Below are 24,848 nucleotides of genomic sequence, written 5' to 3' on the forward strand. Positions count from 1 at the left end.
ATCGATCCATGCTCAAGGGACTGTTGCGCCTGGCGCCATATGCCGCCGTGCTGTTTTCACTGCTTTCCACCGCTCAGGCTGACGATGGCAGACGTGTGTTTACCGGCACGCTGGGCAAGACGCCGATTGTGGTTGAGCTCAACACCCAGCAGCAGGACGAAGTCACCGGTCGTTACTTTTACGAGAAATATCATCGCGATCTGCCTCTGAGCGGCGCGTTGCAGGACAGCACACTGACGCTGGTCGAGGGCAACAATCGTTACGGCGATGACAAGCCGCTGCCGACCCTCAAGCTCGAGGAAACCGCCGACGGCTGGCAGGGCGAATGGCAAAGCCCTCAGGGCAAAAAACTTGCGGTACAACTCACCGAGGCCAAACTCGCAGCGCCGACCGCCACCACGTTGCCCTTCATCGCCACGCTGCCCGCCAGCGAGCCGTATGAATACCTGCGGCTACAGGGGCTCAAGCTCAAAGCCACAAAGAAAGAAGACTTCATGGGCTACACCCTGCAATGGTGGACGGAGCCCGAGTCGAAGATTGCCTTGTTTACCGTGGAATTCGGCCTGCCGAAAGATGACCTGCAACGGGTCAACCAACAGTTGCTCGGGCGCTTGTGGAGCGAAGTCATCAGCTATCACGGCTGCCAGTTGCAGGGCGGAGAAAACGTCGAGTTCATGCAGCAGGCCCAACCGCAACTGATCTCGCCGGCCGTGGTCAGCCTGAGTATCTCGACCAGTTATTACTGCGGCGGCGCGCACCCGGACTTCGGCGATTCGCCGCTGAACATCGACGTGAACACCGGCCATCCGTTGTCCCTGGAAGATGTGTTGTGGGTCGGCGAGGGCAAACCTCTGCTGCACGCCGAGCGCGACAGCCTGGGCGATCAGCCGCTGAACGAACAAGAAAGTGCAGCGCGCTCGACTTATCAGCGCGAAGTGCTGGTGCCGTGGCTGATCAAACAACTCACCGTGCTCTACCCAGATGAAATGAAGAAACCGGCGGACGGCGATGAAGACAGTTGCGACTACACCGATGACAGCATCTGGGGTTATCCGTCCTGGCACTTCACCCCGAAAGGCCTGTACCTGAACGCCTACTTTGCTCGCGTCGCCCGCGCCTGCGATGCGCCGGAGTGGTCGATCCTGCCGTACTCCCTGATCAAGCAACACCCCGGCGCCGTCAAACTGCAACTGCCCCAGGGCTAACCCTCACGCCAGCCCCGGCGCTTCACGAATGATGAAGTGATCCAGGTTCTCGATATTGGCATTGAAGACCTCGAAAGGCTTTTCGGGGGTCTTCTTGCCCGGCACCTGCTTCAACTCCGGCGTCACGCCATAGAAGAAGCAGAACAACTCCTTATCACTGTCGATCGCATGCTTGATCTCTTCCAGAAACGCCTTGCGCTTGCGGTAGTTGTCGATCAGCTTTTTGTTGAGATAGACACTGACCGGATAAGGCTTTTTCTTGCTGTCATCCGGTTTCTTGAACCAGACCTTGTCCTCGAAATCGATCCGGAAACTGGCGCTGTGAAAGTCCTCGATCTTCTTGATCCGGCCCCAGTAAATCAGCCCCTTGTTGTCCATCAAGTACTCGATCTTCTTGAAAAACGAACTGTACGGCGCCGTATGCTCGCCAATCTTCAACGGCATGCGCTTGAGCAAATCCTTGTCCGCGAAGTTCGACACAAAACACTCCACGGGGTGAGCGAAAACACTGGTCTTGTCGGGCGCCGTCTCACGACTCGGCGACTCTTTTGAGGGAGAAGTCGCCACCCGCACCGGATCATCCCGCAACACATCCGCCGCCCCCACTGGCGCGGCAGGCTTGCGCACATACTCACGGCGCGTCAGCAACAACTCCGACGGGAAATGCTCCTCCCGCCCGTCATCCAATTCCCCATCCGCCGCCTTAACCCCCGACGCCGACGTCTTCAAACTCACATACGGACAACCCGCCACATGCTGCGTACCGGGCAGATTCTTGAAGTGCGGCGTGCGCACGTAATTCACGTTCTTGGCGTTGAACGTACCCAACTCGTTGGAAGCATCGAACGCCGCACGACAGGCGTCGTTGGGGCACTGGAAATGCTCCTTCGCAGAATCGAACGCCACCGTTTCATCGAAATTGAGATCGCGAACGTCATAGATCGACAGTTTGTCGTCGAGGCTGAGGCAGTAGGCGAGGTCGAATTTCATGGTGGGGCTCGGGTCCTTGAGTGGGGGAGGGGATTTTGTGAAGCTGCCCCAAAACGGACAACTGGGTTAACGAGTTCTAATTGGCTGACTGCCGAATACCCTGTAGCTATTCGGCCTCTAATCCCTCGACGCTACTATAAAACTTAGCAGTGAACTCATCTTTGTCGCTCGAGTAATGGCAACGTCGATGGCAGTTCGGGCACAGGGCTACTGCGTTGCTCGTACGGTCTGTCCCGCCGTTAATAAGATGTTTCAAATGATGAACTTCAAGAAATGGTTTGCCATCAGCATCCTGGAATGGCGCTTTTTGGCCACATCCTTCGCAAATGCCCTGAGAACGTTTTAGAACCCATTTTTTCACATTTAATTTGCGCGAAAGCCTAACTACCGTCGCGTTAGTCAGCTTCGGGTTTAATACACCCGGAGGCGCATCATTCAGCTCAGGAGCGGAAGGTTCGACCAGCCGGAGTCGAGTCAGCTGAGCACCTCCTCGTGAGCTGTTTCGTATGGCTTCCATGTCTTTTTTAGCCAGGATCTCTTTGATACGCGCAATGACACCGGAGCCGAGATTTTTTGCCGAAACATAGCCTGTAATTCTTGGCAGCCCCAATTGATCCATTACTGCAGAGATGTTCTGCATGCGGTACTCGACTGACGAGGCGCTGCGTTTGCTTAGCGGGCCTTTTCGCAAGAGTCGATTTTCGTCCGCTTTATTGAATGGCTGATTTTGTTGTTCAAGAACCAGCATTTTCAGATAAGCGTCTACAGAAGCTTCTAGCTCCTCATCACTCCAGCCAGTTTTTTCTTTCGAGGTGTCCATACAATCGCCGAGGGTTGAAAACCCTCGGACGATACTGAGTGGCCATTACTGATGTCTACGAAAATTCCTACAGAAAATAACGACAGATCTCGCGAAGTCCTACAACCACCATCACTAACCCATGGAATGCCTTGAAGACTGAAACACCTGCGCAACCTTTCTCCACCAAGGCTTCGCCGGTGTCCGTCGTTGCGTCTGATCGTTCAGCAGATAAGGCATATCCCGCAGCCGAATCCAGCCTTCATCCTGCCAATGCAGCAGACTCAACGACATCTCCGGCCAATCCAACAAGCTCAACATCGGCCGTTCTGAGTGTCCCGCGTGTTCTGCATCACGCAAGGCCGGCACCACCTGCAGAGTTAACCACTCACGCAACAAACGATTCCCTGGAACGTAGTGATACACCAGCAGCGCATACACACCAGACTCGCTGAGCATCAACTGCTTTTCGGGTTGCCGAAAATATTCAATCCACAAAACACGACGTTGATCCTTGTCTAGCTTATTGACCATGCGTTCGCACAGATGGAAACCCATCAAGCGGCCAACATCGCGGGCGCAGAACCACGGTTGGTTTTCGAGCAGAAGGGCGTGTAATGCGAGGTTGTGACGAGTGAAGACGGTTACAGAAAAAGGATCGGGCATATCCATTACCTCTACGTTTAGATTTTTGGAGGGCCTGGCCCCAACGTAGAGTGGACTTAAGAAATCCCAACGAGCGGGGCAGTTCCACCGACGTTATAAGCGTCTGTGTAACTGGCCAAGCTTTCTACGTCGGGTGTTTCTTAGGCACCTGCAATCGAGCTTAGAGGTGCTTGCAGTTGGCTTCAATGCGAAGCGGCTGTAAGTGCTGTAGGAGATTGAGCGCTGTAACGTAGGGACGGAAAAGTACAAACAGCCGCAAATAAAAAAAGCCCCGATCAAATCGGGGCTTTTTGCTTTCTCAATTCGACGACTCAAGCAGCAATCGTCAAATCGTGGCGAACGAGACTATTAATCCCAGCTCAGAGCACCACCAGTTTGGTATTCGATCACACGAGTCTCAAAGAAATTCTTCTCTTTCTTCAAGTCCATGATCTCGCTCATCCAAGGGAACGGGTTGGTCGTCCCTGGGTACTCTTCCTTCAAACCGATCTGCGACAGACGACGGTTAGCGATGAACTTCAGGTAGTCCTCCATCATCGCAGCATTCATACCCAACACACCGCGAGGCATGGTGTCACGCGCGTATTCGATTTCCAGCTGAGTGCCTTGCAGAATCATCTGCGAAGCTTCTTCCTTCATTTCGGCATCCCACAGGTGTGGGTTTTCGATTTTGATCTGGTTGATCACGTCGATGCCGAAGTTCAGGTGCATGGATTCGTCGCGCAGGATGTACTGGAACTGCTCGGCGACGCCGGTCATTTTGTTGCGGCGGCCCATGGAGAGGATCTGGGTGAAGCCGCAGTAGAAGAAGATGCCTTCCAGCACGCAGTAGTAGGCGATCAGGTTGCGCAGCAGCTCTTTGTCGGTCTCGACGGTGCCGGTGTTGAATTCCGGGTCGGAGATGGCGCGGGTGTATTTCAGGCCCCAGGCGGCTTTTTTCGCGACCGACGGGATCTCGTGGTACATGTTGAAGATCTCGCCTTCATCCATGCCCAGCGATTCGATGCAGTATTGGTAGGCGTGGGTGTGGATCGCCTCTTCGAACGCCTGGCGCAGGATGTACTGGCGGCATTCCGGGTTGGTGATCAGGCGGTACACGGCCAGGGCCAGGTTGTTGGCCACCAGGGAGTCGGCGGTGGAGAAGAAGCCGAGGTTGCGCATCACGATGCGGCGCTCGTCGTCGGTCAGGCCTTCCGGGTTTTTCCAGAGGGCGATGTCGGCGGTCATGTTGACTTCTTGCGGCATCCAGTGGTTTGCGCAGCCGTCCAGGTATTTCTGCCAGGCCCAGTCGTACTTGAATGGCACGAGCTGGTTGAGGTCGGCGCGGCAGTTGATCATGCGCTTTTCGTCAACGGCGACACGGGCTGCGGAGCCTTCGAGTTCGGCGAGGCCTTCGGCGACGTCGAGGGAATCCAGTGCAGCCTTGGCGCGGGCCACGGCGGCCGAGTCTTCGGCGGTCACGGCGCGGGCTTCGAGGGCGGCGGCACCGCCGGCGCTGTCGAGGCGGTCCATGTTGGCTTCGCTAGCGTGGCCGGCGTTGGCGCCTTTCACTGCTGCTACTTCACTGTCTTCTTTGTCGAATTCGTCCCAGCTCAGCATGACGTGTCGTCTCCTGCGTGAGGGCCTGTGCCCGTGTGAAAACTGATTGGTTGGTTTTTCACACGGCCGTACAGGCCGCGTTGGATGTCGTTTTTTGCAGCGGTGCTACGCAGGCAATAAACAGAAAATTTTTACGGGTTTCCGAGAGCCTCTGACGGGCGCAGGTCAGCGTTGTCGCTGCTGCGGGGCTTCAGAATGGCTTTGATCCCTGTAAGGGAATATTGCTGACCCGATTAGGGCGGCATTATAGGGAAAAAAACACGGGCGTGGGGGAGGGCGAAACAGCGCAGGGCGGTCGAGCGCGCGGGTGATTTCGATCGGAGCGAGGGTTTACAGGGCTTTCGCCGGGATTGGCCTGAGAGAATTTTTTTTCATTAATTTTTTGGCGTGTGATTGATTGCTCAAAAAACGAGCAAAAAACCGCGTTTTTCACTATATCTTGTGTTTTGCAACCCTTTTGCGCCGCTTCAAACACAACTGAGCCCGACCGAAGCCGGGCTGGAATCGACCCTCGATGTTACGCCGAGTGATCCGATTCGGTGCAGTCTCAACGCATCAATTGGTGCAGCCGTTGCCCATGATGCTGTAACGCAGGATATGACGCTGACCCTTGGAGTCGTCGTACTCCATTTTTGCCGGAACAACTTCGCAGACATTCGGAACTTCGCTCATGGAAACAACTTTGGCGATGTCCAGGTGAGTGGAGTAAGTGTATTCCTCGATGGCCGGTTGTTGCTGTGCGACATCAGTCGGGACCTCGTCTGCCATGGCGGTTGCGCACAGACTGCTGAGGGCCAGAACCAATAAAGCTTTCATTTGAATTTACCTTCTTGAGGTCGAGTGGGGTCACGCAACCTTTTTGGGGTTGCGTGTGGAACTTCATCATTTGGGTTTGTTGCTTCAGAACTGGATTAACGGCCTTCGTGGGGGCTGTAACCTTGTTAATCGCTTTGCCTTGTCGGCGAGGTGAATTTTAGGGAGACGGGGCAGGGGTAAACAGACCCGGTTTTGATAAACACCTTTGGCAGATTTGGTAACAATCCCCGAAAACCAAAATTTCCCGGCCCGAGCCAATGCCTGAAAGGCCGTGGCCGACGGGGTTCGCGGCAATCGCCACATTTTGTAGGGGCTTGTTACTACCATCGTCGAATGGTTCTATACGGGCGCCCCGGCTACAACAGGGTCATACAAAAACAACTATTACACCGAGGTAGGAAAGATGAGTGCGGCTTCCCTGTATCCCGTTCGTCCCGAGGTTCTGGCCAATACGCTGACCGACGAGGCGACCTACAAAGCCATGTACCAACAGTCGGTCGTCAACCCTGACGGCTTCTGGCGCGAACAAGCCAAGCGCCTCGACTGGATCAAGCCTTTCACCACGGTGAAACAGACTTCGTTCGACGATCACCATGTCGACATCAAGTGGTTTGCCGACGGCACCCTGAACGTTTCCTATAACTGCCTCGACCGTCATCTGGCCGAGCGCGGCGATCAGGTCGCCATCATCTGGGAAGGCGACGACCCTTCCGAAAGCCGCAATATCACCTACCGCGAACTGCACGAGCAAGTGTGCAAACTCGCCAACGCCCTGCGTGGCCAGGACGTGCACCGCGGCGACGTGGTGACCATTTATATGCCGATGATCCCCGAGGCCGTGGTCGCCATGCTGGCCTGCACCCGAATCGGCGCGATTCACTCGGTGGTGTTCGGCGGTTTCTCGCCGGAAGCCCTGGCCGGTCGCATCATCGACTGCCGCTCGAAAGTGGTGATCACCGCTGACGAAGGCATCCGTGCCGGCAAGAAGATTTCCCTCAAGGCCAACGTCGACGACGCCCTGACCAACCCGGAAACCAGCAGCATCCAGAAAGTCATCGTGTGCAAGCGCACCGGCGGCGACATCAAGTGGAACCAGCATCGCGACATCTGGTACGAAGACCTGATGAAAGTGGCGGGCACTGTCTGCGCGCCGAAAGAGATGGGCGCCGAAGAAGCGCTGTTCATCCTTTATACCTCCGGCTCCACCGGTAAGCCGAAGGGCGTGCAACACACCACTGGCGGCTACCTGTTGTACGCAGCCATGACCCACGAGCGCGTGTTCGACTACCGTCCGGGGGAAATCTACTGGTGCACCGCCGACGTCGGCTGGGTCACCGGTCACAGCTACATCGTCTACGGCCCGCTGGCCAACGGTGCGACCACGCTGCTGTTCGAAGGCGTGCCGAACTACCCGGACATCACCCGGGTGGCGAAGATCGTCGACAAGCACAAGGTCAACATCCTCTACACCGCGCCGACCGCGATCCGCGCGATGATGGCCTCGGGCACCGCCGCCGTTGAAGGCGCTGACGGCAGCAGCCTGCGTCTGCTCGGTTCGGTGGGCGAGCCGATCAACCCGGAAGCCTGGGACTGGTACTACAAGAATGTCGGCAAATCCCGTTGCCCGATCGTCGATACCTGGTGGCAGACCGAAACCGGCGGCAACATGATGAGCCCGCTGCCGGGTGCTCATGCGCTGAAGCCGGGTTCGGCGGCACGTCCGTTCTTCGGGGTGGTGCCGGCGCTGGTGGACAACCTCGGCAACATCATCGAGGGCGAGGCCGAAGGCAATCTGGTGATTCTCGATTCGTGGCCAGGTCAGGCGCGCACTCTGTACGGCGACCACGACCGTTTCGTCGACACCTACTTCAAGACTTTCCGTGGCATGTATTTCACCGGTGACGGCGCCCGTCGCGATGCCGATGGTTACTACTGGATCACCGGTCGCGTGGACGACGTGCTCAACGTCTCCGGTCACCGCATGGGCACTGCCGAGATCGAAAGTGCGATGGTCGCTCACCCGAAAGTCGCCGAAGCGGCGGTGGTCGGTGTGCCGCACGACATCAAGGGGCAGGGCATTTATGTCTACGTCACCCTGAAAAATGGCGAAGAGCCGAGCGAGCAACTGCGCCTGGAACTGAAGAACTGGGTGCGCAAGGAGATCGGGCCGATCGCTTCGCCGGACGTGATCCAGTGGGCGCCGGGGCTGCCGAAGACCCGGTCGGGCAAGATCATGCGCCGCATCCTGCGCAAGATTGCCACGGCTGAGTACGAAGGCCTGGGCGACATCTCCACCCTGGCCGATCCGGGTGTGGTGCAGCATCTGATCGATACGCACAAGACCATGAACGTCGCGTAAGCGGCGGGTCTGAAGGCTGAAAAGCCCCGACCGGCATTGCGCCGGGCGGGGCTTTTTCATTTCTGGTGTGATCGTTCCCACGCTCCGCCTGGTAACGCCTCCCTGGACGCTCTGCGTCCGCTCGTGGGACGCAGAGCGTCCCGGGCTGCATTCCCGCTCGGAGCGTGGGAGCGATCCGTTACGGGGGATTCTTCGGTCAATAATTATCGAATTGCTCTGTAAGCCCATTCCCACTGTTACCCGTCATCCTTCAGGTAACCGAATGTGTAACCGCCCGCTCCGCAACGGGGCAATGAGAAACGCATCGCCCCGTTTCAGGGCCTTAAAACCCCCAGTGAAAAATAAGACGTAACCCCGCGCTTGCCGGATTAGAAGGGTTTGCGAATAATAGGCCCGCAATTTGCAGCATAGATCGGTTCACTGTCTTTCGCTCTTGCATGAAATTGCAGGGCTGTCAATGTGCTCAAGCGGGTTTCTCGGTGCATCTGTAATTAGTTGTCGCATTGAAGAAATATCGGCTTCGGGCCTGTCGTTAGAATGCCGATCACTCGCTCGCCGTGGCTCGTGTTGAAATCGCTGACGGTTTCAATGGGAAATTTCCCACGGATGCAGCACTGCTTTCCCGATTCACCCATTCGCATATTGGGCTGTTGCTCACTCTGCCGTTTTTGCCCTTTACCGATGGAGTCCCAAGATGAAGAAACTTGTGCTGCTTGGCGCCCTGGCACTGTCCGTGCTGTCCCTGCCGACATTCGCCGATGAAAAGCCTCTGAAAATCGGTATCGAAGCGGCTTACCCTCCATTCGCCTCCAAAGCGCCGGACGGCAGCATCGTCGGTTTCGACTACGACATCGGCAACGCGCTGTGCGAAGAAATGAAGGTCAAGTGCCAGTGGGTCGAGCAAGAGTTCGACGGTCTGATCCCGGCGCTCAAAGTGCGCAAGATCGACGCGATCCTGTCGTCCATGTCGATCACTGAAGATCGCAAGAAGTCGGTGGACTTCACCAACAAGTACTACAACACCCCGGCTCGCCTGGTCATGAAAGAAGGCACCGCTGTCAGCGAAGGCCTGACCGAGCTCAAAGGCAAGAACATCGGTGTGCAGCGTGGTTCGATCCACGAGCGTTTCGCCCGCGAAGTCCTGGCCCCGCTGGGTGCCGAGATCAAGCCGTACGGCTCGCAGAACGAAATCTACCTCGACGTGGCCGCCGGCCGCCTCGACGGCACCGTGGCAGACGCTACGCTGTTGAATGACGGCTTCCTGAAAACCGACGCCGGCAAAGGCTTCGCGTTCGTCGGCCCGGCGTTCACCGACGTCAAATACTTCGGCGACGGCGTAGGTATCGCCGTACGCAAGGGCGACGCCCTGAAAGACAAGATCAACACCGCTATCGCGGCCATCCGCGAGAACGGCAAGTACAAGGCAATCCAGGACAAGTACTTCGACTTCGACATTTACGGCAAGTAAAGACGTCGCTCGACCCGTCCGAAATGGCGCAAGCAACAGGATCTCTGCGGTTTGCGCCATTTTTTCATCCCAACTTTCGAGGACCTGAATCATGTTGAAAGGCTACGGGGCTGTCATCCTCGATGGCGCTTGGCTGACGCTTCAGCTCGCCTTGTCGTCCATGGCCCTGGCCATCGTTCTCGGGCTGATCGGCGTCGCGTTGCGCCTGTCGCCGGTGCGCTGGCTGGCGTGGCTGGGCGATCTGTACGCCACGGTGATCCGCGGGATTCCCGACCTGGTGCTGATCCTGCTGATCTTCTACGGCGGTCAGGACCTGCTCAACCGCGTCGCACCGATGCTCGGCTACGACGACTACATCGACCTGAACCCGCTGGCCGCCGGTATCGGCACCCTCGGTTTCATCTTCGGTGCGTACCTGTCGGAAACCTTCCGCGGCGCGTTCATGGCGATCCCCAAAGGTCAGGCCGAAGCGGGCATGGCGTATGGCATGAGCAGCTTCCAGGTGTTCTTCCGGGTGCTGGTGCCGCAGATGATCCGTCTGGCGATTCCGGGCTTCACCAACAACTGGCTGGTATTGACCAAGGCCACCGCGCTGATTTCCGTGGTCGGTCTGCAAGACATGATGTTCAAGGCCAAGCAGGCGGCCGACGCCACCCGCGAGCCTTTCACCTTCTTCCTCGCAGTGGCGGCGATGTACCTGGTGATCACCAGCGTTTCGTTGCTGGCGCTGCGTCACCTTGAGAAGCGCTACTCGGTAGGCGTAAGGGCGGCTGATCTATGATCTTCGACTACAACGTCATTTGGGAGGCCCTGCCGCTGTACCTCGGCGGTCTGGTCACGACCCTCAAGTTGCTCGCGCTGTCGCTGTTCTTCGGCCTGCTCGCGGCCCTGCCGCTGGGGCTGATGCGTGTATCCAAGAACGCGGTGGTCAACGGCGCCGCGTGGCTTTACACCTACGTGATTCGCGGCACGCCGATGCTGGTGCAACTGTTCCTGATCTACTACGGTCTGGCCCAGTTCGAAGCGGTGCGTGAAAGTTTCTTGTGGCCATGGCTGTCCAGCGCAACGTTCTGCGCCTGCCTGGCGTTCGCGATCAACACCAGCGCCTACACCGCCGAAATCATTGCCGGCAGCCTCAAGGCCACGCCGAACGGCGAGATCGAAGCGGCCAAGGCCATGGGCATGTCGCGCTTCAAGATGTACAAGCGCATCCTGCTGCCATCGGCCCTGCGCCGGGCGCTGCCGCAGTACAGCAACGAAGTGATCATGATGCTGCAGACCACCAGTCTGGCGTCCATCGTGACCCTGATCGACATCACCGGCGCGGCCCGTACCGTCAACGCGCAGTTCTACCTGCCGTTTGAGGCGTACATCACCGCCGGCGTGTTCTACCTGTGCCTGACCTTCATTCTGGTGCGCCTGTTCAAGCTGGCCGAGCGTCGCTGGCTGAGCTACCTGGCCCCGAGGAAGCACTGATATGGAACGCATCGACCACGTTCTGCCGTGGAGCCATCTGGGCAGCGAGCGCCGGATCTCGGTCTTTCGCTTCGGCAGCGGCGAGCGCAAGGCCTACATCCAGGCCAGCCTCCACGCTGACGAACTGCCCGGCATGCGCACCGCCTGGGAACTGAAAAAACGCCTCGGCGAACTTGAAGCCAAGGGCCTGCTCAACGGCGTCATCGAACTGGTGCCGGTGGCCAACCCGCTGGGCCTTGGCCAGTTGCTGCAAGGCAACCATCAGGGCCGTTTCGAGGCCGGCAGCGGCAAGAATTTCAACCGTGATTTTGTCGAGCTCAGCGCCCCCGTGGCCGCTGCGCTGGAAGGGCAGCTCGGTGATGATCCGCACGCCAACATCCGCCTGATCCGTCAGGCGATGGCCGATCACCTGGCTGCATTGCCCGAGGCCGGCAGCCAGTTGCAAGGCATGCAGCGCATCCTGCTGCAACATGCCGCCACCGCCGATGTGGTGCTGGACCTGCACTGCGACTGCGAAGCCGCGCTGCACATGTACGCCTTGCCGCAGCACTGGCCGCAGTGGCGTTCGCTCGCCGCGCACCTGGATGTGAAAGTGGGTCTGCTGGCGGAAGATTCCGGCGGCAGCTCGTTCGACGAGGCCTGTTCGTTGCCGTGGTTGCGCCTGTCGCGCCTGTTCCCGAACGCGCAGATTCCTCTGGCGTGTTTGGCAACCACCGTTGAACTCGGCGGTCAGGCTGACACCACGCCGGCGCAGGCCGAAACCTGGGCAGAAGGCATTCTGGCGTTCCTCGCCGAGCAGGGCTTGATCCGTGGCGAGTGGCCGAGCGCGGCGCACGAACCATGCGAAGGCATGCCGTTCGAAGGCACCGAAATGCTCCTGCCGCCGCATCCCGGTGTGGTGAGTTTTCTGCGCAAGCCCGGCGAGTGGGTTGATGCCGGTGACACGATTTTCGAAGTGATCGATCCGCTGTCGGATCGGGTCAGCACGGTGTGTGCTGGTACGTCCGGGGTGCTGTTTGCCATTGAGCGGCTGCGTTACGCCCAACCCGGTTTCTGGCTGGCCAAAGTGGCGGGGCGCGATGCGCTGCGCGACGGCCCTTTGCTCAACGACTGACTGTTTTTGTGAGAACCGACCGCATGTACAAACTTGAAGTCCAAGACCTGCATAAACGCTATGGCAGTCACGAAGTGCTCAAGGGCGTTTCCCTGAAAGCGGCCGCCGGCGATGTGATCAGCATCATCGGCTCCAGTGGCTCCGGCAAAAGTACTTTCCTGCGCTGCATCAACCTGCTCGAGCAGCCGCACGCGGGCAAGATCCTGCTCAACAACGAAGAGCTGAAACTGGTGGCCAACAAGGACGGCGCGCTGAAGGCCGCTGATCCGAAACAGCTGCAACGCATGCGTTCGCGCCTGTCGATGGTGTTCCAGCACTTCAACCTGTGGTCGCACATGACCGCGCTTGAAAACATCATGGAAGCGCCGGTCCACGTGCTCGGCGTGTCCAAGGCCGAAGCGCGCGAGAAGGCCGAGCACTACCTGAACAAGGTCGGCGTGGCTCATCGCAAAGACGCGTTCCCGGGGCACATGTCCGGTGGCGAGCAGCAGCGTGTGGCAATCGCCCGTGCGCTGGCGATGGAACCGGAAGTGATGCTGTTCGACGAACCGACTTCGGCGCTGGACCCGGAACTGGTCGGCGACGTGCTCAAAGTCATGCAGGCGCTCGCTCAGGAAGGCCGCACCATGGTGGTGGTGACCCACGAGATGGGCTTCGCCCGTGAAGTGTCGAACCAGTTGGTGTTCCTGCACAAAGGCGTCGTCGAAGAAAGCGGCAACCCGCGGGAAGTGCTGGTCAATCCGCAATCGGAACGTTTGCAACAATTCCTCTCGGGCAGCCTCAAGTAATCGCTCCCGTTATGCACCAGATTAGGTCATGCTGCGCAGCGCGCCAGATGGTCTAATTTGGTTGCAGCCGATTTCGGTTTTTCCCTCTGTTTACGTTTCGGATCGCCCGCCATGACTGCCCATCGAATTGGTTTCCTGATTTGGCCCAGCACTAAAGCTCTGACTTTGGCGCTGGCAGAGGAGGCCTTGCGTGTTGCCCAGCGTGTGCATCCGGACGTGGTTTACGAATTGTCGTTCCTGCAGGCCGAAGCACCGACCGAAGGTGAATGGCAACTGCCCGGCGAACCCTGGGCCGGCAAGCTCGAAAACTTCCAGAAACTGTTCCTGCTCGCTGACGAGCCACCGACCACGTTGGCGCCGGCACTCAGCAGCGCGCTCAAGCAACTGGTGCGCGCCGGTTGTGTCATCGGCGGTCTGTCGGCGGGTGTGTATCCGCTGGCGCAACTCGGTCTGCTCGACGGTTACCGCGCAGCGGTGCACTGGCGCTGGCAGGACGATTTTGCCGAGCGCTTCCCGAAAGTCATCGCCACCAGCCACCTGTTCGACTGGGATCGCGATCGCCTGACGGCGTGCGGCGGCATGTCGGTGCTCGATCTGTTGCTGGCGGTGCTGGCCCGTGATCACGGTGCGGAACTGGCCGGCGCGGTGTCCGAAGAGCTGGTGGTCGAGCGCATCCGCGAAGGCGGCGAGCGTCAGCGCATTCCGTTGCAGAACCGTCTCGGTTCCAGCCATCCGAAGCTCACCCAGGCGGTGCTGCTGATGGAAGCCAATATCGAAGAGCCGCTGACCACTGACGAAATCGCCCAGCATGTGTGCGTGTCCCGTCGCCAGTTGGAGCGGATCTTCAAGCAATACCTCAACCGCGTGCCGAGCCAGTACTACCTGGAACTGCGCCTGAACAAGGCCCGGCAGATGTTGATGCAGACCAGCAAGTCGATCATCCAGATCGGCCTGTCGTGCGGTTTCTCCTCGGGCCCGCATTTCTCCAGCGCCTATCGCAATTTCTTCGGCGCCACGCCGCGGGAGGACCGCAACCAGCGGCGCAGCAGCAGCCCCTTCGAATTGTCATCGGTGCCGCCCGAGCGCGGATAACCCGCAAGACCAACGCCATGGAATCCGATTCCATGGCGTTGTCGTTTCCGCTGCTTTCAATCTTCTATCACGACCCCGGGACGAGTCTCGGGAGCCGGCTGTCCGATGACGTTGTCGACGTTCAGCGTATGACCCGTTTGCTGGTAGTACGCTCGAATACGGTTCATCGCCTCGGGGGAGAAGGGATTGCCGCGCAAGTCGTAGCGGTCGCCGACGTAGGCCGGCACTTCCTGGAGTTCGTCCGGGACTTCGGTGATTTCATTGCCTGAGAGGTCGATTTCCATCCAGTTGTGATTTTCGAGCACGCCCCTGGGTATTTCGCGGATGCCGGTGGCGCTCAGGTCGAGATCGTTCAGGCTTTGCAGATTGCTCAGGTCGGGAGTCAGCCCTAAAGGATTGTCGTGCAGGTGCAGGAGTTCGAGCGTATGCAGCCCGGCCAGTCCATTCACTTCCTGCGGGGTCAGGGTGATGCGGCAGGCCGGCAGGCTCAGGGTGATCAGCCGGTTCATCCTGAAGATGGCCTCGGGTACGGTGCCCAGGTCATAGCCACGGATGTCGACATGTTCAAGGTTGGGGAATGCTTCCAGGAATCGGCCGAGGCGCGGCCAGTGAGCGCCGGTGTTGACCAGGTAAAGGTCCGACACATGGCTGAACTCGACATGCAATGTCGGCAGTTCACCCCGAATCGAAAGGGTCGAGGTGAATCGATGATCCGCGACGTGCGCGCCTTCCACCGGCGTCTTGCGCCAGCACATCAACAACGCTTGCGCGAAGTCAGTCCTGTCGTGTTCCTCTTGCAGCCGCTCCTGCGCGCCAGAGGGCTGCCCGTTCACCGGATGATCGGGGATGTCGGCTTCCCACGCGGCCAGATTTCCTCGCAGCGTTTCGAGCTCTTCTTCCAGGCGTGTCAACGCCATTCGGCCGTCCGCCAGGGTGCCCTCCAGGCGATAGATGAAAGCACTGGCCTGCTCATCGTTCAGCGCCGGATACAGTGTCTGGACGCGGGCGATGTCCGCCGGCTCGGCCAGCACACCCAGATCCTCGTCAGTGCGACGGTAGTAGTCCTTGATGCGTTCGCGAGTGATGGCACTCAGCGGATTGTCTCCGAAGTCATAGCCAGCGCCCACGGAGGCTGGCATTTCGAAGACGGCTGCCGGAATGTCGGTGATGCGATTGTTGTTGAGTACCACGGTTTCGATGTTCGGCAGATTCAACAGACCCTCGGGCAGTTCGTGGATACCGGTGCTCGCCAGGTCCAGATACTCGAGTGCTGTCATGCCGCGCAAATCGGGCGACTGGCCCAGCGGATTGCGGTAGAGGTCCAGGCTGGTCAGGCGGGTCAGTGCAGAGAGGGCCGTCTGGCCGTCGTCGTCCAGTGTCAGGGCGCAATTGCTTAACACCAGCTCTTCAAGCTCAGGCATCGCGGTGATCGCTAGCGGGAGCTGCCCCAAGGCCATGTCGCGCAACTCCAAGGCCTTGAGCCCGCTGAAACACTGGAGGAAGCGGTCGTTGATCCGCAGTTGTGTATTGCCATTGAGTGACAGGCTCAGAACATGGCTGAAATCTGTGCGCAGCGGCGGCAGATCGCCGACAAACGCGATATTCAGGTTCAGCATCTGTGACCTGGTTTCAGGTTGTTCTTCCAGCCGTTCACGCCAGAATGCTTCAAGTTCGCGGCGGAATATCTCGCGATCGGCCTGCTCGGCCAAGCGCAGATCTTCACTCAGCAACTCACCGGTGGCCGGGAAGCGCTCGGGTACATCGGTCACCCAGGACGTGAGATCCGCTTCAAGTTGCTGCCACTGCGTTTCCCAGTTTGCAATCTGCATCCGGCCGTCCTCAATCGTCCCCGGCAACAGATACAGCACACGATTGGCATCCTCGCGATCAAGGGTCGGGAAGAGCGACAGGGTCCGGTCCAGGTCTTCCTGAGGCATCAAGATTCCAAAATTCTGCCGTTTCTGTTGGAAGTAGACCTTGACGCGTTCAAGGCAGGCCACGCTCAGCGGATTGCCGGTAAAGCTCAGTTGCGCGGGGTGTGGCGACGGGATGTTGAACACGGCATCGGGCAGTTCGCTGATCAGGTTGTTGTCCAGATTGACGGCAGTCAGTCGTGGGTGATCGAACATGCCGTCCGGCAGGCGGGTGACCCCCGTGTTGACCATTCGCAAATGAACGAGTGCTGTCATGCCCGACAGTGATGGCGCAGCACCCAACGGGTTGCGGCTCAGATTCAGGTACTGCAGTCGCTTGAGGGACGTGAGTCTGGCCTGTGTCTGCGGGGTCAATGTCAGCGCACAGTTTTCGATGATCAGGCGCTGCAGCGACGGCATTCGTTCGCAGGCAGGGGGAAGTTGCGTGAAGGAGAAATCATGCAGTTCCAGATGCCGCAGTCCGGTGAACGAGACGAGGAAGGTGTCCGTGTTGTTCAGTGCATTGTTACCTCTGAACGAGAGGTCGGAAACGTGACTGAAGTCTGCCGACAAGGCAGGCAGGTCACCGATGAGCGCCAGGTCCAGAATGAGTGTGTCGCTTCTTAGCCTGGGTGTATCTGGCGTTCTCGCACGCCAGAATTGCTCCAGTTGCCGGGCGAACGTCGTTCTGTGTGTGTGTTCCACGACCATTTGTGCCGGACTCATCTGTTCGCCGGTAATCGGGTGCGAGGTCGGCGTCGCATTGATCCAGTGCGCGAGGTCCGATGAGAGTTGTTCGATCTCCGCCTGCCAGTGCCTGAGTTGAGAGCGGCCATGCTCGATGTCGCCTGGCAAGCCATAGAACACCTCGCTGGCTTCTTCTTCGTCGAGGTCTGGAAACAACGACCTGGTGATGCCAATGTCCGTCGGGTCGGCAAGGACTCCAAAGTCCGGGCCGTGCTCGCGGGAATAGGTCTTGATTCTTTCCCGCGTCTGGTCGGTCAGTGGATTGGCGGAAAAATCGAATCCTTCGCTGACACGGGCCGGGAGCGAGAAGAAGGCGTCGGGGATTTCTCTTATATGGTTTTCGCTGACGACGGCGGTTTTCAGTTTCGGATGACTCTCCATGCCGCTCGGCACGTCCACGATGCCGGTATTGGACAGGTCAAGGTAAGTCAGTTCGCCCAGTTCACTCAGATCGGGTGCGCTGCCAAGCGGATTGCCCGGCAGCTCCAGCACTTCCAGTCCGGGCATGGCTGCCAGTGCCGCCTGGATTTCGGCGGTGAATCTCAGGCCGCAGTTGTTCAGCGTCAGCGTTGTAAGGGCATTGAGTTGCGCAAGGGTCTGGGGCGCGTCTTCGAATATGAACTCCTGCAGAATCAGGCTGTTCAGGCGCGGGAAGGCGCGCAAAAAGGCGGCGGTGGCGCTGATCCCCTTGTTGCCGGTCATGGACAGTGTATTGATGTGACTGAAATCGGCCGCGAGTACGGGCATCTCGCCCCTGAATGTCGGTTGGGCTGTGAAGACCTCCGCCCTCATCAGTGAATGTGCCGGCGAACGATGACGCCAGAGTCGTTCCAGCAGCCCGGCGAACACGTCTCGCGCCGAGTGTTCGGCGAGTCGCTCGTCGAAGCTGAACGGCTCGCCCGTAAGCGGGTTGCGGTCGGGAATGTCCCGGACCCAGGCGGCCAGGTCGGCGGTCATTTGCGCAATCTCGGTTTCCCAGCGAGTCAGCTGGATTTGCCCTTGAACGAGTGACCCCGGCAATCGGTAGATCAGTTCACTGGCCTGACGATCATTGAGATCGGTGAACAGAGCCTTGGTCCGGTCGATGTCCGATTGAGCGGCACGCACGCCCATGTCGTTGCCTGTCCGATTGAAGTAGGCCTTTATCCGTTCACGGGTGACGCTGGAGAACGGGTTGCCGGAAAAGTCGTATCCAGCGGTAGTGCCTTGGGAAAAATCGAACAAGATATCCGGAAGCTCGGTAAGCCGGTTGTTGGCAAGCCAGACACTTTTGATTCGTGGGTGAGCCAGCAGGCCGTGGGGCCACTCGGAAATTCCGGTATCGGTCAGGTTGAGGTGATGCAGTGCCGGCAGGGCATTGACGTCCATCGTGATGCCGAGGGGGTTGCCCTGCAGGTCAAGCACGGTCAGTTCATTGAGCGATGACAGCAGCAACTGGTTTTGCGGGGTGAGGCTGACGCCGCAATGGCGCAGCCTCAGTTGCCGCAACGAAGTCATGGTGGTGATGGGGTGTGGCAGGTCATCCAGGTCGAAGTGATTCAATGCCAGTCGCCGCAGGTGTGGGAAACCTTGCAGGAATCGATCGAGCCCGCCGCTGCTGTCGGAGCCCTTCAGCTCCAGGTTGGTGACATGATCGAAGTTTGCGCTCAAGACCGGCAGCTCGCCCACCAGGGGTTCTGAAAACTGCAATCGGAAACCGCCGGGCTCCGGCGTTTCCCTGCGCCAGCAGCTACGCAAGGCATGGGCGAACTGTTGGCGGTCGCGTCGGATGGCGGTCTTCTGGATCGCTGAAAGGGCCAGGCGTGAGGCCGGATCGATTTGCGGAACATCGATCGTCCAGCGATTGAGGTCGCTGTCCAGTTGCGCGTACTCGAGCTGAAGGCGCGACAGTTCTGCGAGAGCGCCATCAGGGTGGCTTTGAAGGCGGGCCATCATGGCCGGCATATCGTCGTTCGCCATGCCGGGATAGACCTGCCTGATGCGGTTTTCCAGGGTGCGCGGACTTTGCGGATTTTCTCGGGCATAGCCTTGTGTGCCGAGCAGCCGCAGGGTATCGACGACTACCGGCGGTACGGCCCCGTCGGAAATCGCCAGGCGCAGTTCGTCTCGATCCACGGGGTTGTCACGAATGGCTTGCCTGAGTTTCGTGCCTTCTCCGATGTTCAGGTTCAGGGCCTGCCGTTGAGGATCCGGCAATGCCTGCAGCACGCACGTGTAGAAATCGGTGGGGGCGTGCAGTTCCAGTCCTTGATGGTCGAACGGTTGCCAGTGACCATCGGTCTTGCGAACCAGCACTTTGCGCAGGGTGGCTGATTGCGGTCCGGTGCTGTCCAGCAAGGCTCCTTCGGGTGATCCGTCCCGGACTTCGAGCCGCACGTCCTTCGTCCATCCCGGCAATTTTTTCAGGCTGTGCAGCGCCAGCATGTCGGTATCCGGGTTGCGCACCGAGTCCAGCTCCAGTCCCTCATAGGCGCGGGCCAGGCGCAATTCGTGGGTCGCCTGGACGGCGAGATCCTGCTGGCGCTGCGGCCACTCTCCGGCTTCGATTGCCAGCAGTTCGGCGCCGGTAGCGGTGTGCAGCAGTTCTTCGGTGATCCTGGCAGGCAGGTGCGGTTCGTGCCCGGCAGCCTTTTTCGCCAGCGGCTCTTCGCGATGCTGAAGCGCCTGATAGCGTGCCTCGAACAATGCCGTACGGCGTGATGTCGCGATCTGCACAATCCGGCTTCTGAGTCGGCTTGTGCGAACGTTCAGGGCAATCATTTGGCCGAACTCTTCCGCCAGCAGTGTGTTGATGTCCTGTTCGTCGAGCGATTGCAGCAGGGTCTTGAGCAGGTCGCCGTCGGCCAGTCGATCCTGATGCAGGTCGACCATCGGCAGTGAGGCATCGGCAGAGGATTGCCAGAGGACTTCTCCTTGCCCGTCAATCAGGCGCAGGCGTCGGGTGCCCGGCAGCAGTTTTTGCTCATTGAGCAGCTGCAGTTGCATCAGCGGATCGGCATGAAGGTAATCCTCGGCCTGGTCGCTGGCCATGCGGCTGATGAACGCCTGCAACTCCTGATCGATCCGAAAGCGCTGGATTGTATCGGCCAGTAGCGGCGGTACGCGCTCGCGCTCGACATGCATTCTGCGCAAGGCATCTTCGTGGCAGCCGCTGACCTTGAGGATCCGTTCGCGACGGGCGGGCGAGAATGGCTCGATGCTCGGTCCCAGGCGCTGCAATGCAACCGTTTTATCCCATTCCAGCGGTCGATCGAGTTCGGTATGGAAGGCGCCTTCGCCATTATGAAATGCGACAGGACGGTAAGCGTCCGTCCGGGTCGGGTGCTCGATGTGCAGCTTGTCAGGATGGGGGTGATCGCTGACCGCGTAATGTTTCTGATCGATAGGCATCAGTTTTTTGCCCTGTTGCCTGTGCAATCCCTGCGTGTCCGGCACGGCGCCTTCTGGCGGCGTGATCGGGCTCTCGTAAGGTTTGAGCTCGGGTTTCCAGTACAGGGTCTTGCCGTTGCGCAGCTTGACGGGCCGGAATCGGTCGATAAAGGAGACGACGCTCGGCGGCAATACCTTGGGCAACTCCGCCATGGCGATGCCACCGCCGATACCGAAGGCTCCCAGTTGAACCAGTGATTCGAGGGCACTGAACAATTGTTCGCCGGCCTCGGTTACCGCACCTTCGGCCCAGTCGACAATGCCTTCGAAGACCTCGTCGAGAAATTGCCAGGCCATGTAAGCCATCATCATTTCGCCCAGAAACGGCACGAAAGGCAGCACGACAAACGAGGCGATCTGGAGGATCGAGGAGGCTATGTCGACGAGCGAATCCCAGAGCGCCCAGCGCGCTTTTCGGTCGGCGTCGGCGGTCGGGACGGCAAGGGTGGCGGCGTCGTTGAGTATTTTGTTCAGTTTGCGCTGGTAGAGGTGTTCCCAGAGATCGCCGGTAATGGGCGACGCAGCCAGTTGCAGCTTGGGCTTTTCGATCGGTGTTTCTCGCCAGGGGGGCAGTTGGCTGCCTGACTGCGGTTCATGCCATTTCACCTGGCTCAGGCGTCGGTTCAGATCGGCAAGGAAATGTCCTCTTTGTTCGTGGGCGACGAATTGGATAAAGAAGCGCTGGTACTGCGGCGAACGCAACTGGCGGGCCAGTTCCTTTTCCATGTCGGCACTCGAGGCGTACTCCTTGATCGGGTGTTCCGGGTCGCCCGGTATGTAGGCCACCACTCCGAGCGCGACCCGTGCCTGTTCCAGATCCGCAGCGAAAACCACGATGCCGGTGAGGGGGGCCGACATCATCGTCAAATCCTGGCAGCGCAAGGCGTGACCGTTGATGCGCATGCCCTGCAGGCCGTCGAGCATTCCGTTGATCAGCCGCAGCCAGTGCTCGCCAACGTCGCCGTTGAGTCGTGCCAGTTGCAGGTCTGCTTTCAGGGCGGTTTTCTGACTCTCCTTGAGCCTGTCGGGCAGGAGGGCGGCAACGACCGGGTTGGAGATGCCGAGGCAGTCTTCAAGATAGGCCTTGTAGCCAGCGCCGATATCCAGTTCCCGACAAAGGCTGACGAAGGCCGGAATGCTGATCTTTGCGCGGATCTGCGGCAAAGTGTCGAACCGACCGGTTTCTGACGGTCGGGTGATGAAGCAGGAGTCGCGATCGTAGGCGTCCTCCCGGGCCTCGTCCTTCTGAAAGTTGTGCAATGCCGCGTCCAGCAGGGAAACCGTCCAGCTGCGCACGCCTGTCCTGATGCCGAAAATGGGGGTGGTGGCCGGCAGATAGAGGCGCAGGAAGGTTTCCTTCACATCCAGTTCCAGACCGAATCGTGACTGGAGTGCCGCCTTGAGCAGGGGCTCGGCAAAAGCGCTGACGTCCTGCACCTGTGCAAGTCGCTGATCGACGCTGTTTTGTACCTGCATGTGCCCGGCAATCGCGGCGCGCAATTGATCGTGCTGTGCCCGGGGGGCTTTCCTGATGTTGTCGGTGACGGGGCGCCGGTTGTTCTTCAATGCCGCGCGCCGGGCGCAAGAGGCCTGGCCCAGCCATTCGGGGATCGCGTCTACCAGCGGCTGATAGTGTGAGGGAGAATTGCCGGCAATGGCAGCCGGTTGCGGTTCGGTCGGTGAGTGCATGGGGGTTGCGCCTTGGCGTCTGGAAATGAGCCAAGCAGATCAAAATGGCGCAAGCGGGGTGCGGTATATAGATATGACATTGCCGTGGCCTGCAATTGATATGTTCTCGGGCCTGCTGCAATTGTCGGCGACGGTTTAAACTGCGCCTTTGCGACGCTATATGTCGCATTGCCGTAAACCCGGGAAAATCCGGGGTTTGCGCTATAAGAAGTTGTCGCTTGGCGGCAAGGCCGGGCACAAAACTGTCCTTACAATCCCCCCATCGCTCGCCAGTTTCAGGCGGGTGGCCCTCATCAGGAGACTCCGATGTCCGTTGAGCACGCTGCGGTACAACGCGCCGATTTCGACCAGGTTATGGTTCCCAACTACGCGCCTGCCGCTTTCATTCCGGTGCGTGGCGCCGGGTCCCGCGTCTGGGATCAGGCCGGCCGCGAGCTGATCGACTTCGCCGGCGGCATCGCCGTCAACGTATTGGGCCATGCGCACCCGGCGCTGGTCGGTGCCTTGACCGAGCAAGCGAACAAGCTGTGGCACGTGTCCAACGTGTTCACCAACGAGCCGGCCCTGCGTCTGGCGCACAAGCTGATCGACGCCACCTTTGCCGAGCGCGTGTTCTTCTGCAACTCCGGCGCCGAAGCCAACGAGGCCGCCTTCAAGCTGGCCCGTCGTGTCGCGTTCGACCGTTTCGGCAGCGAGAAGTACGAAATCATCGCCGCGCTCAACAGCTTCCACGGCCGTACCCTGTTCACTGTGAACGTCGGTGGCCAGTCGAAGTACTCCGACGGTTTCGGCCCGAAAATCACCGGCATCACTCACGTGCCGTACAACGATCTGGCAGCGTTGAAAGCCGCTGTTTCCGACAAGACCTGCGCGGTCGTTCTGGAACCGATCCAGGGCGAAGGCGGCGTGCTGCCGGCCGAGCTGGCTTACCTGCAAGGCGCCCGTGAACTGTGCGACGCGCACAACGCGCTGCTGGTGTTCGACGAAGTGCAGACTGGCATGGGCCGCACCGGCAACCTGTTCGCCTATCAGCATTTCGGCGTGGTTCCGGACATTCTGACCAGCGCCAAGAGCCTGGGCGGCGGTTTCCCGATCGCGGCTATGCTGACCACCGAAGCGCTGGCCAAGCATCTGGTCGTCGGCACTCACGGCACCACCTACGGCGGCAACCCGCTGGCGTGCGCCGTGGCCGAGGCGGTGATCGACGTAATCAACACCCCTGAGGTGCTGAACGGCGTCCATGCCAAGCACGACAAGTTCAAGACCCGCCTGCAACAGATCGGCGAGAAGTACGGCCTGTTCACCCAGGTGCGCGGTCTTGGTCTGCTCATCGGTTGCGTGCTGAGCGACGCCTGGAAAGGCAAGGCCAAGGACATCTTCAACGCCGCTGAACAAGAAGGCCTGATGATTCTGCAGGCCGGCCCGGACGTGATCCGTTTCGCCCCGAGCCTGGTGGTTGAAGACGCGGATATCGACGCCGGTCTGGATCGCTTCGAACGTGCGGCGGCGAAACTGACGCAAGCCTGATTCATGCAAGACCTCCCGGCACCTGTCGTCACTGACAGGCGCCGGGACCCTTTTCCTGTGCCGGGCCTGCCCGGCATTTTTTTCCCGAGTCGGCGCTTTCGCCGACCTGAAGTAGAGAAAGGAGTGACACCATGCTGGTGATGCGCCCCGCGCAAATGGCTGATCTGGGCGAGGTACAGCGTCTGGCTGCGGACAGCCCGATTGGTGTCACTTCCTTGCCGGATGACGTTGAACGCCTGAGCGACAAGATCGCTGCGAGCGAAGCCTCGTTTGCCGCCGAAGTGAGCTTCAACGGTGAGGAGAGTTACTTCTTCGTCCTCGAAGACACCGCCACCGGCAAGCTGGTGGGCTGTTCGGCGATCGTCGCTTCGGCCGGTTATTCCGAGCCGTTCTACAGCTTTCGCAACGAGACCTTCGTGCATGCCTCCCGCGAGCTGAAGATCCACAACAAGATCCACGTGCTCTCGCAATGCCACGACCTGACCGGCAACAGCTTGCTGACCAGTTTTTACGTGCAGCGCGAGCTGGTGGGTTCGCCTTGGGCCGAACTCAACTCCCGTGGCCGTCTGCTGTTCGTCGCCAGCCACCCGGAGCGGTTCGCCGATTCGGTGGTGACCGAGATCGTCGGTTACAGCGATGAGAACGGCGACTCGCCGTTCTGGGATGCCATCGGTCGCAACTTCTTCGACCTGAACTACGCCGAGGCCGAGCGTCTGTGTGGCCTGAAAAGCCGGACGTTCCTCGCCGAGTTGATGCCGCATTACCCGATCTACGTGCCGCTGCTGCCGGACTCCGCCCAGGAAGCAATGGGCCAGGTGCACCCGCGTGCGCAGATCACCTTCGACATCCTGATGCGCGAAGGCTTCGAGACCGATCACTACATCGACATCTTCGACGGTGGCCCGACCCTGCATGCGCGTGTTTCGGGGATCCGTTCGATCGCCCAGAGCCGCGTGGTGCCGGTGAAGCTCGGCGAGCCGGTCAAAGGTGCCGGTCGCCAGTATCTGGTGGCCAATGCCCAGTTGCAGGATTACCGCGCGGTGTTGCTTGAGCTGGATTACGCGCCGGGCAAACCGGTGACCCTGGATCTGGAAGCGGCCGAAGCCCTGGGCGTCGGTGAAGGTGCCAGCGTGCGCCTGGTGGCGGTTTAACGCCTTAGCGAGTTTTACGG

The 24,848-nt window shown here is 59.4% G+C and carries 16 protein-coding genes; 10 read left to right on the forward strand and 6 right to left on the reverse strand.

The features are described from left to right. The first annotated feature begins 8 nt into the window (after window positions 1–8). Window positions 9–1,205, forward strand: coding sequence for a hypothetical protein (locus tag L6D81_RS03100; protein ID WP_236177868.1), 1,197 nt, complete (start codon window positions 9–11; stop codon window positions 1,203–1,205). Between the two features lie 3 nt (window positions 1,206–1,208). On the opposite strand, the gene L6D81_RS03105 is transcribed toward L6D81_RS03100, so the two are convergent. From L6D81_RS03105 to L6D81_RS03125, 5 genes are all read right to left on the reverse strand, one after another. Beyond that, complete coding sequence (locus L6D81_RS03105) at window positions 1,209–2,195, reverse strand: hypothetical protein (protein WP_236177869.1); 987 nt, start codon at window positions 2,193–2,195, stop codon at window positions 1,209–1,211. Between the two features lie 106 nt (window positions 2,196–2,301). Next, complete coding sequence (locus L6D81_RS03110; protein WP_236177870.1) at window positions 2,302–3,015, reverse strand: HNH endonuclease; 714 nt, start codon at window positions 3,013–3,015, stop codon at window positions 2,302–2,304. A gap of 114 nt (window positions 3,016–3,129) precedes the next feature. Further along, window positions 3,130–3,660 carry a BRO-N domain-containing protein gene (locus L6D81_RS03115; RefSeq protein ID WP_236178102.1) on the reverse strand — a complete coding sequence of 177 codons (531 nt, stop codon included), beginning with the start codon at window positions 3,658–3,660 and terminating at the stop codon, window positions 3,130–3,132. A gap of 348 nt (window positions 3,661–4,008) precedes the next feature. Continuing rightward, entirely contained in the window at window positions 4,009–5,259 is a 1,251-nt protein-coding gene (locus L6D81_RS03120) for a ribonucleotide-diphosphate reductase subunit beta (RefSeq protein WP_007951068.1), read from the reverse strand. Window positions 5,260–5,814: 555 nt separating this feature from the next. Further along, a complete protein-coding gene (locus L6D81_RS03125; protein ID WP_011335542.1) occupies window positions 5,815–6,075 on the reverse strand; it encodes a DUF2790 domain-containing protein in 261 nt (86 codons plus the stop codon). 403 nt (window positions 6,076–6,478) lie between these two features. On the opposite strand from L6D81_RS03125, the gene acs reads away from it, so the two are divergent. The 7 genes from acs (at window position 6,479) to argR (ending at window position 14,372) form a co-directional block, all read left to right on the forward strand. Further along, window positions 6,479–8,434 (forward strand): acetate--CoA ligase, encoded by a 1,956-nt coding sequence (gene acs, locus L6D81_RS03130; RefSeq protein WP_007951065.1) that lies wholly within the window; start codon window positions 6,479–6,481, stop codon window positions 8,432–8,434. 694 nt (window positions 8,435–9,128) lie between these two features. Then, window positions 9,129–9,902: an ABC transporter substrate-binding protein gene (locus L6D81_RS03135; protein ID WP_192562087.1), complete on the forward strand. Its 774-nt coding sequence runs from the start codon at window positions 9,129–9,131 to the stop codon at window positions 9,900–9,902. Between the two features lie 91 nt (window positions 9,903–9,993). After that, complete coding sequence (locus tag L6D81_RS03140) at window positions 9,994–10,683, forward strand: ABC transporter permease (protein WP_236177871.1); 690 nt, start codon at window positions 9,994–9,996, stop codon at window positions 10,681–10,683. After that, a complete protein-coding gene (locus L6D81_RS03145) occupies window positions 10,680–11,378 on the forward strand; it encodes an ABC transporter permease (RefSeq protein WP_007951062.1) in 699 nt (232 codons plus the stop codon). The genes L6D81_RS03140 and L6D81_RS03145 overlap by 4 nt, the downstream gene beginning before the upstream one ends. 1 nt (window position 11,379) lies before the next feature. Then, entirely contained in the window at window positions 11,380–12,492 is a 1,113-nt protein-coding gene (locus L6D81_RS03150; RefSeq protein ID WP_236177872.1) for a succinylglutamate desuccinylase/aspartoacylase family protein, read from the forward strand. 23 nt (window positions 12,493–12,515) lie between these two features. Then, window positions 12,516–13,280, forward strand: a complete 765-nt coding sequence (locus tag L6D81_RS03155; protein WP_003227281.1) for an ABC transporter ATP-binding protein — start codon at window positions 12,516–12,518, stop codon at window positions 13,278–13,280. 111 nt (window positions 13,281–13,391) lie between these two features. Then, a complete protein-coding gene (gene argR, locus L6D81_RS03160) occupies window positions 13,392–14,372 on the forward strand; it encodes a transcriptional regulator ArgR (protein ID WP_085709719.1) in 981 nt (326 codons plus the stop codon). A gap of 56 nt (window positions 14,373–14,428) precedes the next feature. On the opposite strand, the gene L6D81_RS03165 is transcribed toward argR, so the two are convergent. Continuing rightward, window positions 14,429–22,150, reverse strand: a complete 7,722-nt coding sequence (locus L6D81_RS03165) for a dermonecrotic toxin domain-containing protein (protein WP_236177873.1) — start codon at window positions 22,148–22,150, stop codon at window positions 14,429–14,431. Between the two features lie 306 nt (window positions 22,151–22,456). On the opposite strand from L6D81_RS03165, the gene L6D81_RS03170 reads away from it, so the two are divergent. Together L6D81_RS03170 and aruF are read left to right on the forward strand one after the other, a co-directional pair. Then, window positions 22,457–23,677 (forward strand): aspartate aminotransferase family protein, encoded by a 1,221-nt coding sequence (locus tag L6D81_RS03170; RefSeq protein ID WP_236177874.1) that lies wholly within the window; start codon window positions 22,457–22,459, stop codon window positions 23,675–23,677. A gap of 131 nt (window positions 23,678–23,808) precedes the next feature. Then, entirely contained in the window at window positions 23,809–24,828 is a 1,020-nt protein-coding gene (gene aruF, locus L6D81_RS03175) for an arginine/ornithine succinyltransferase subunit alpha (protein ID WP_064598807.1), read from the forward strand. Window positions 24,829–24,848 lie beyond the last annotated feature (20 nt).

Source organism: Pseudomonas sputi (genome assembly GCF_021603585.1).
GTDB lineage: Bacteria > Pseudomonadota > Gammaproteobacteria > Pseudomonadales > Pseudomonadaceae > Aquipseudomonas > Aquipseudomonas sputi.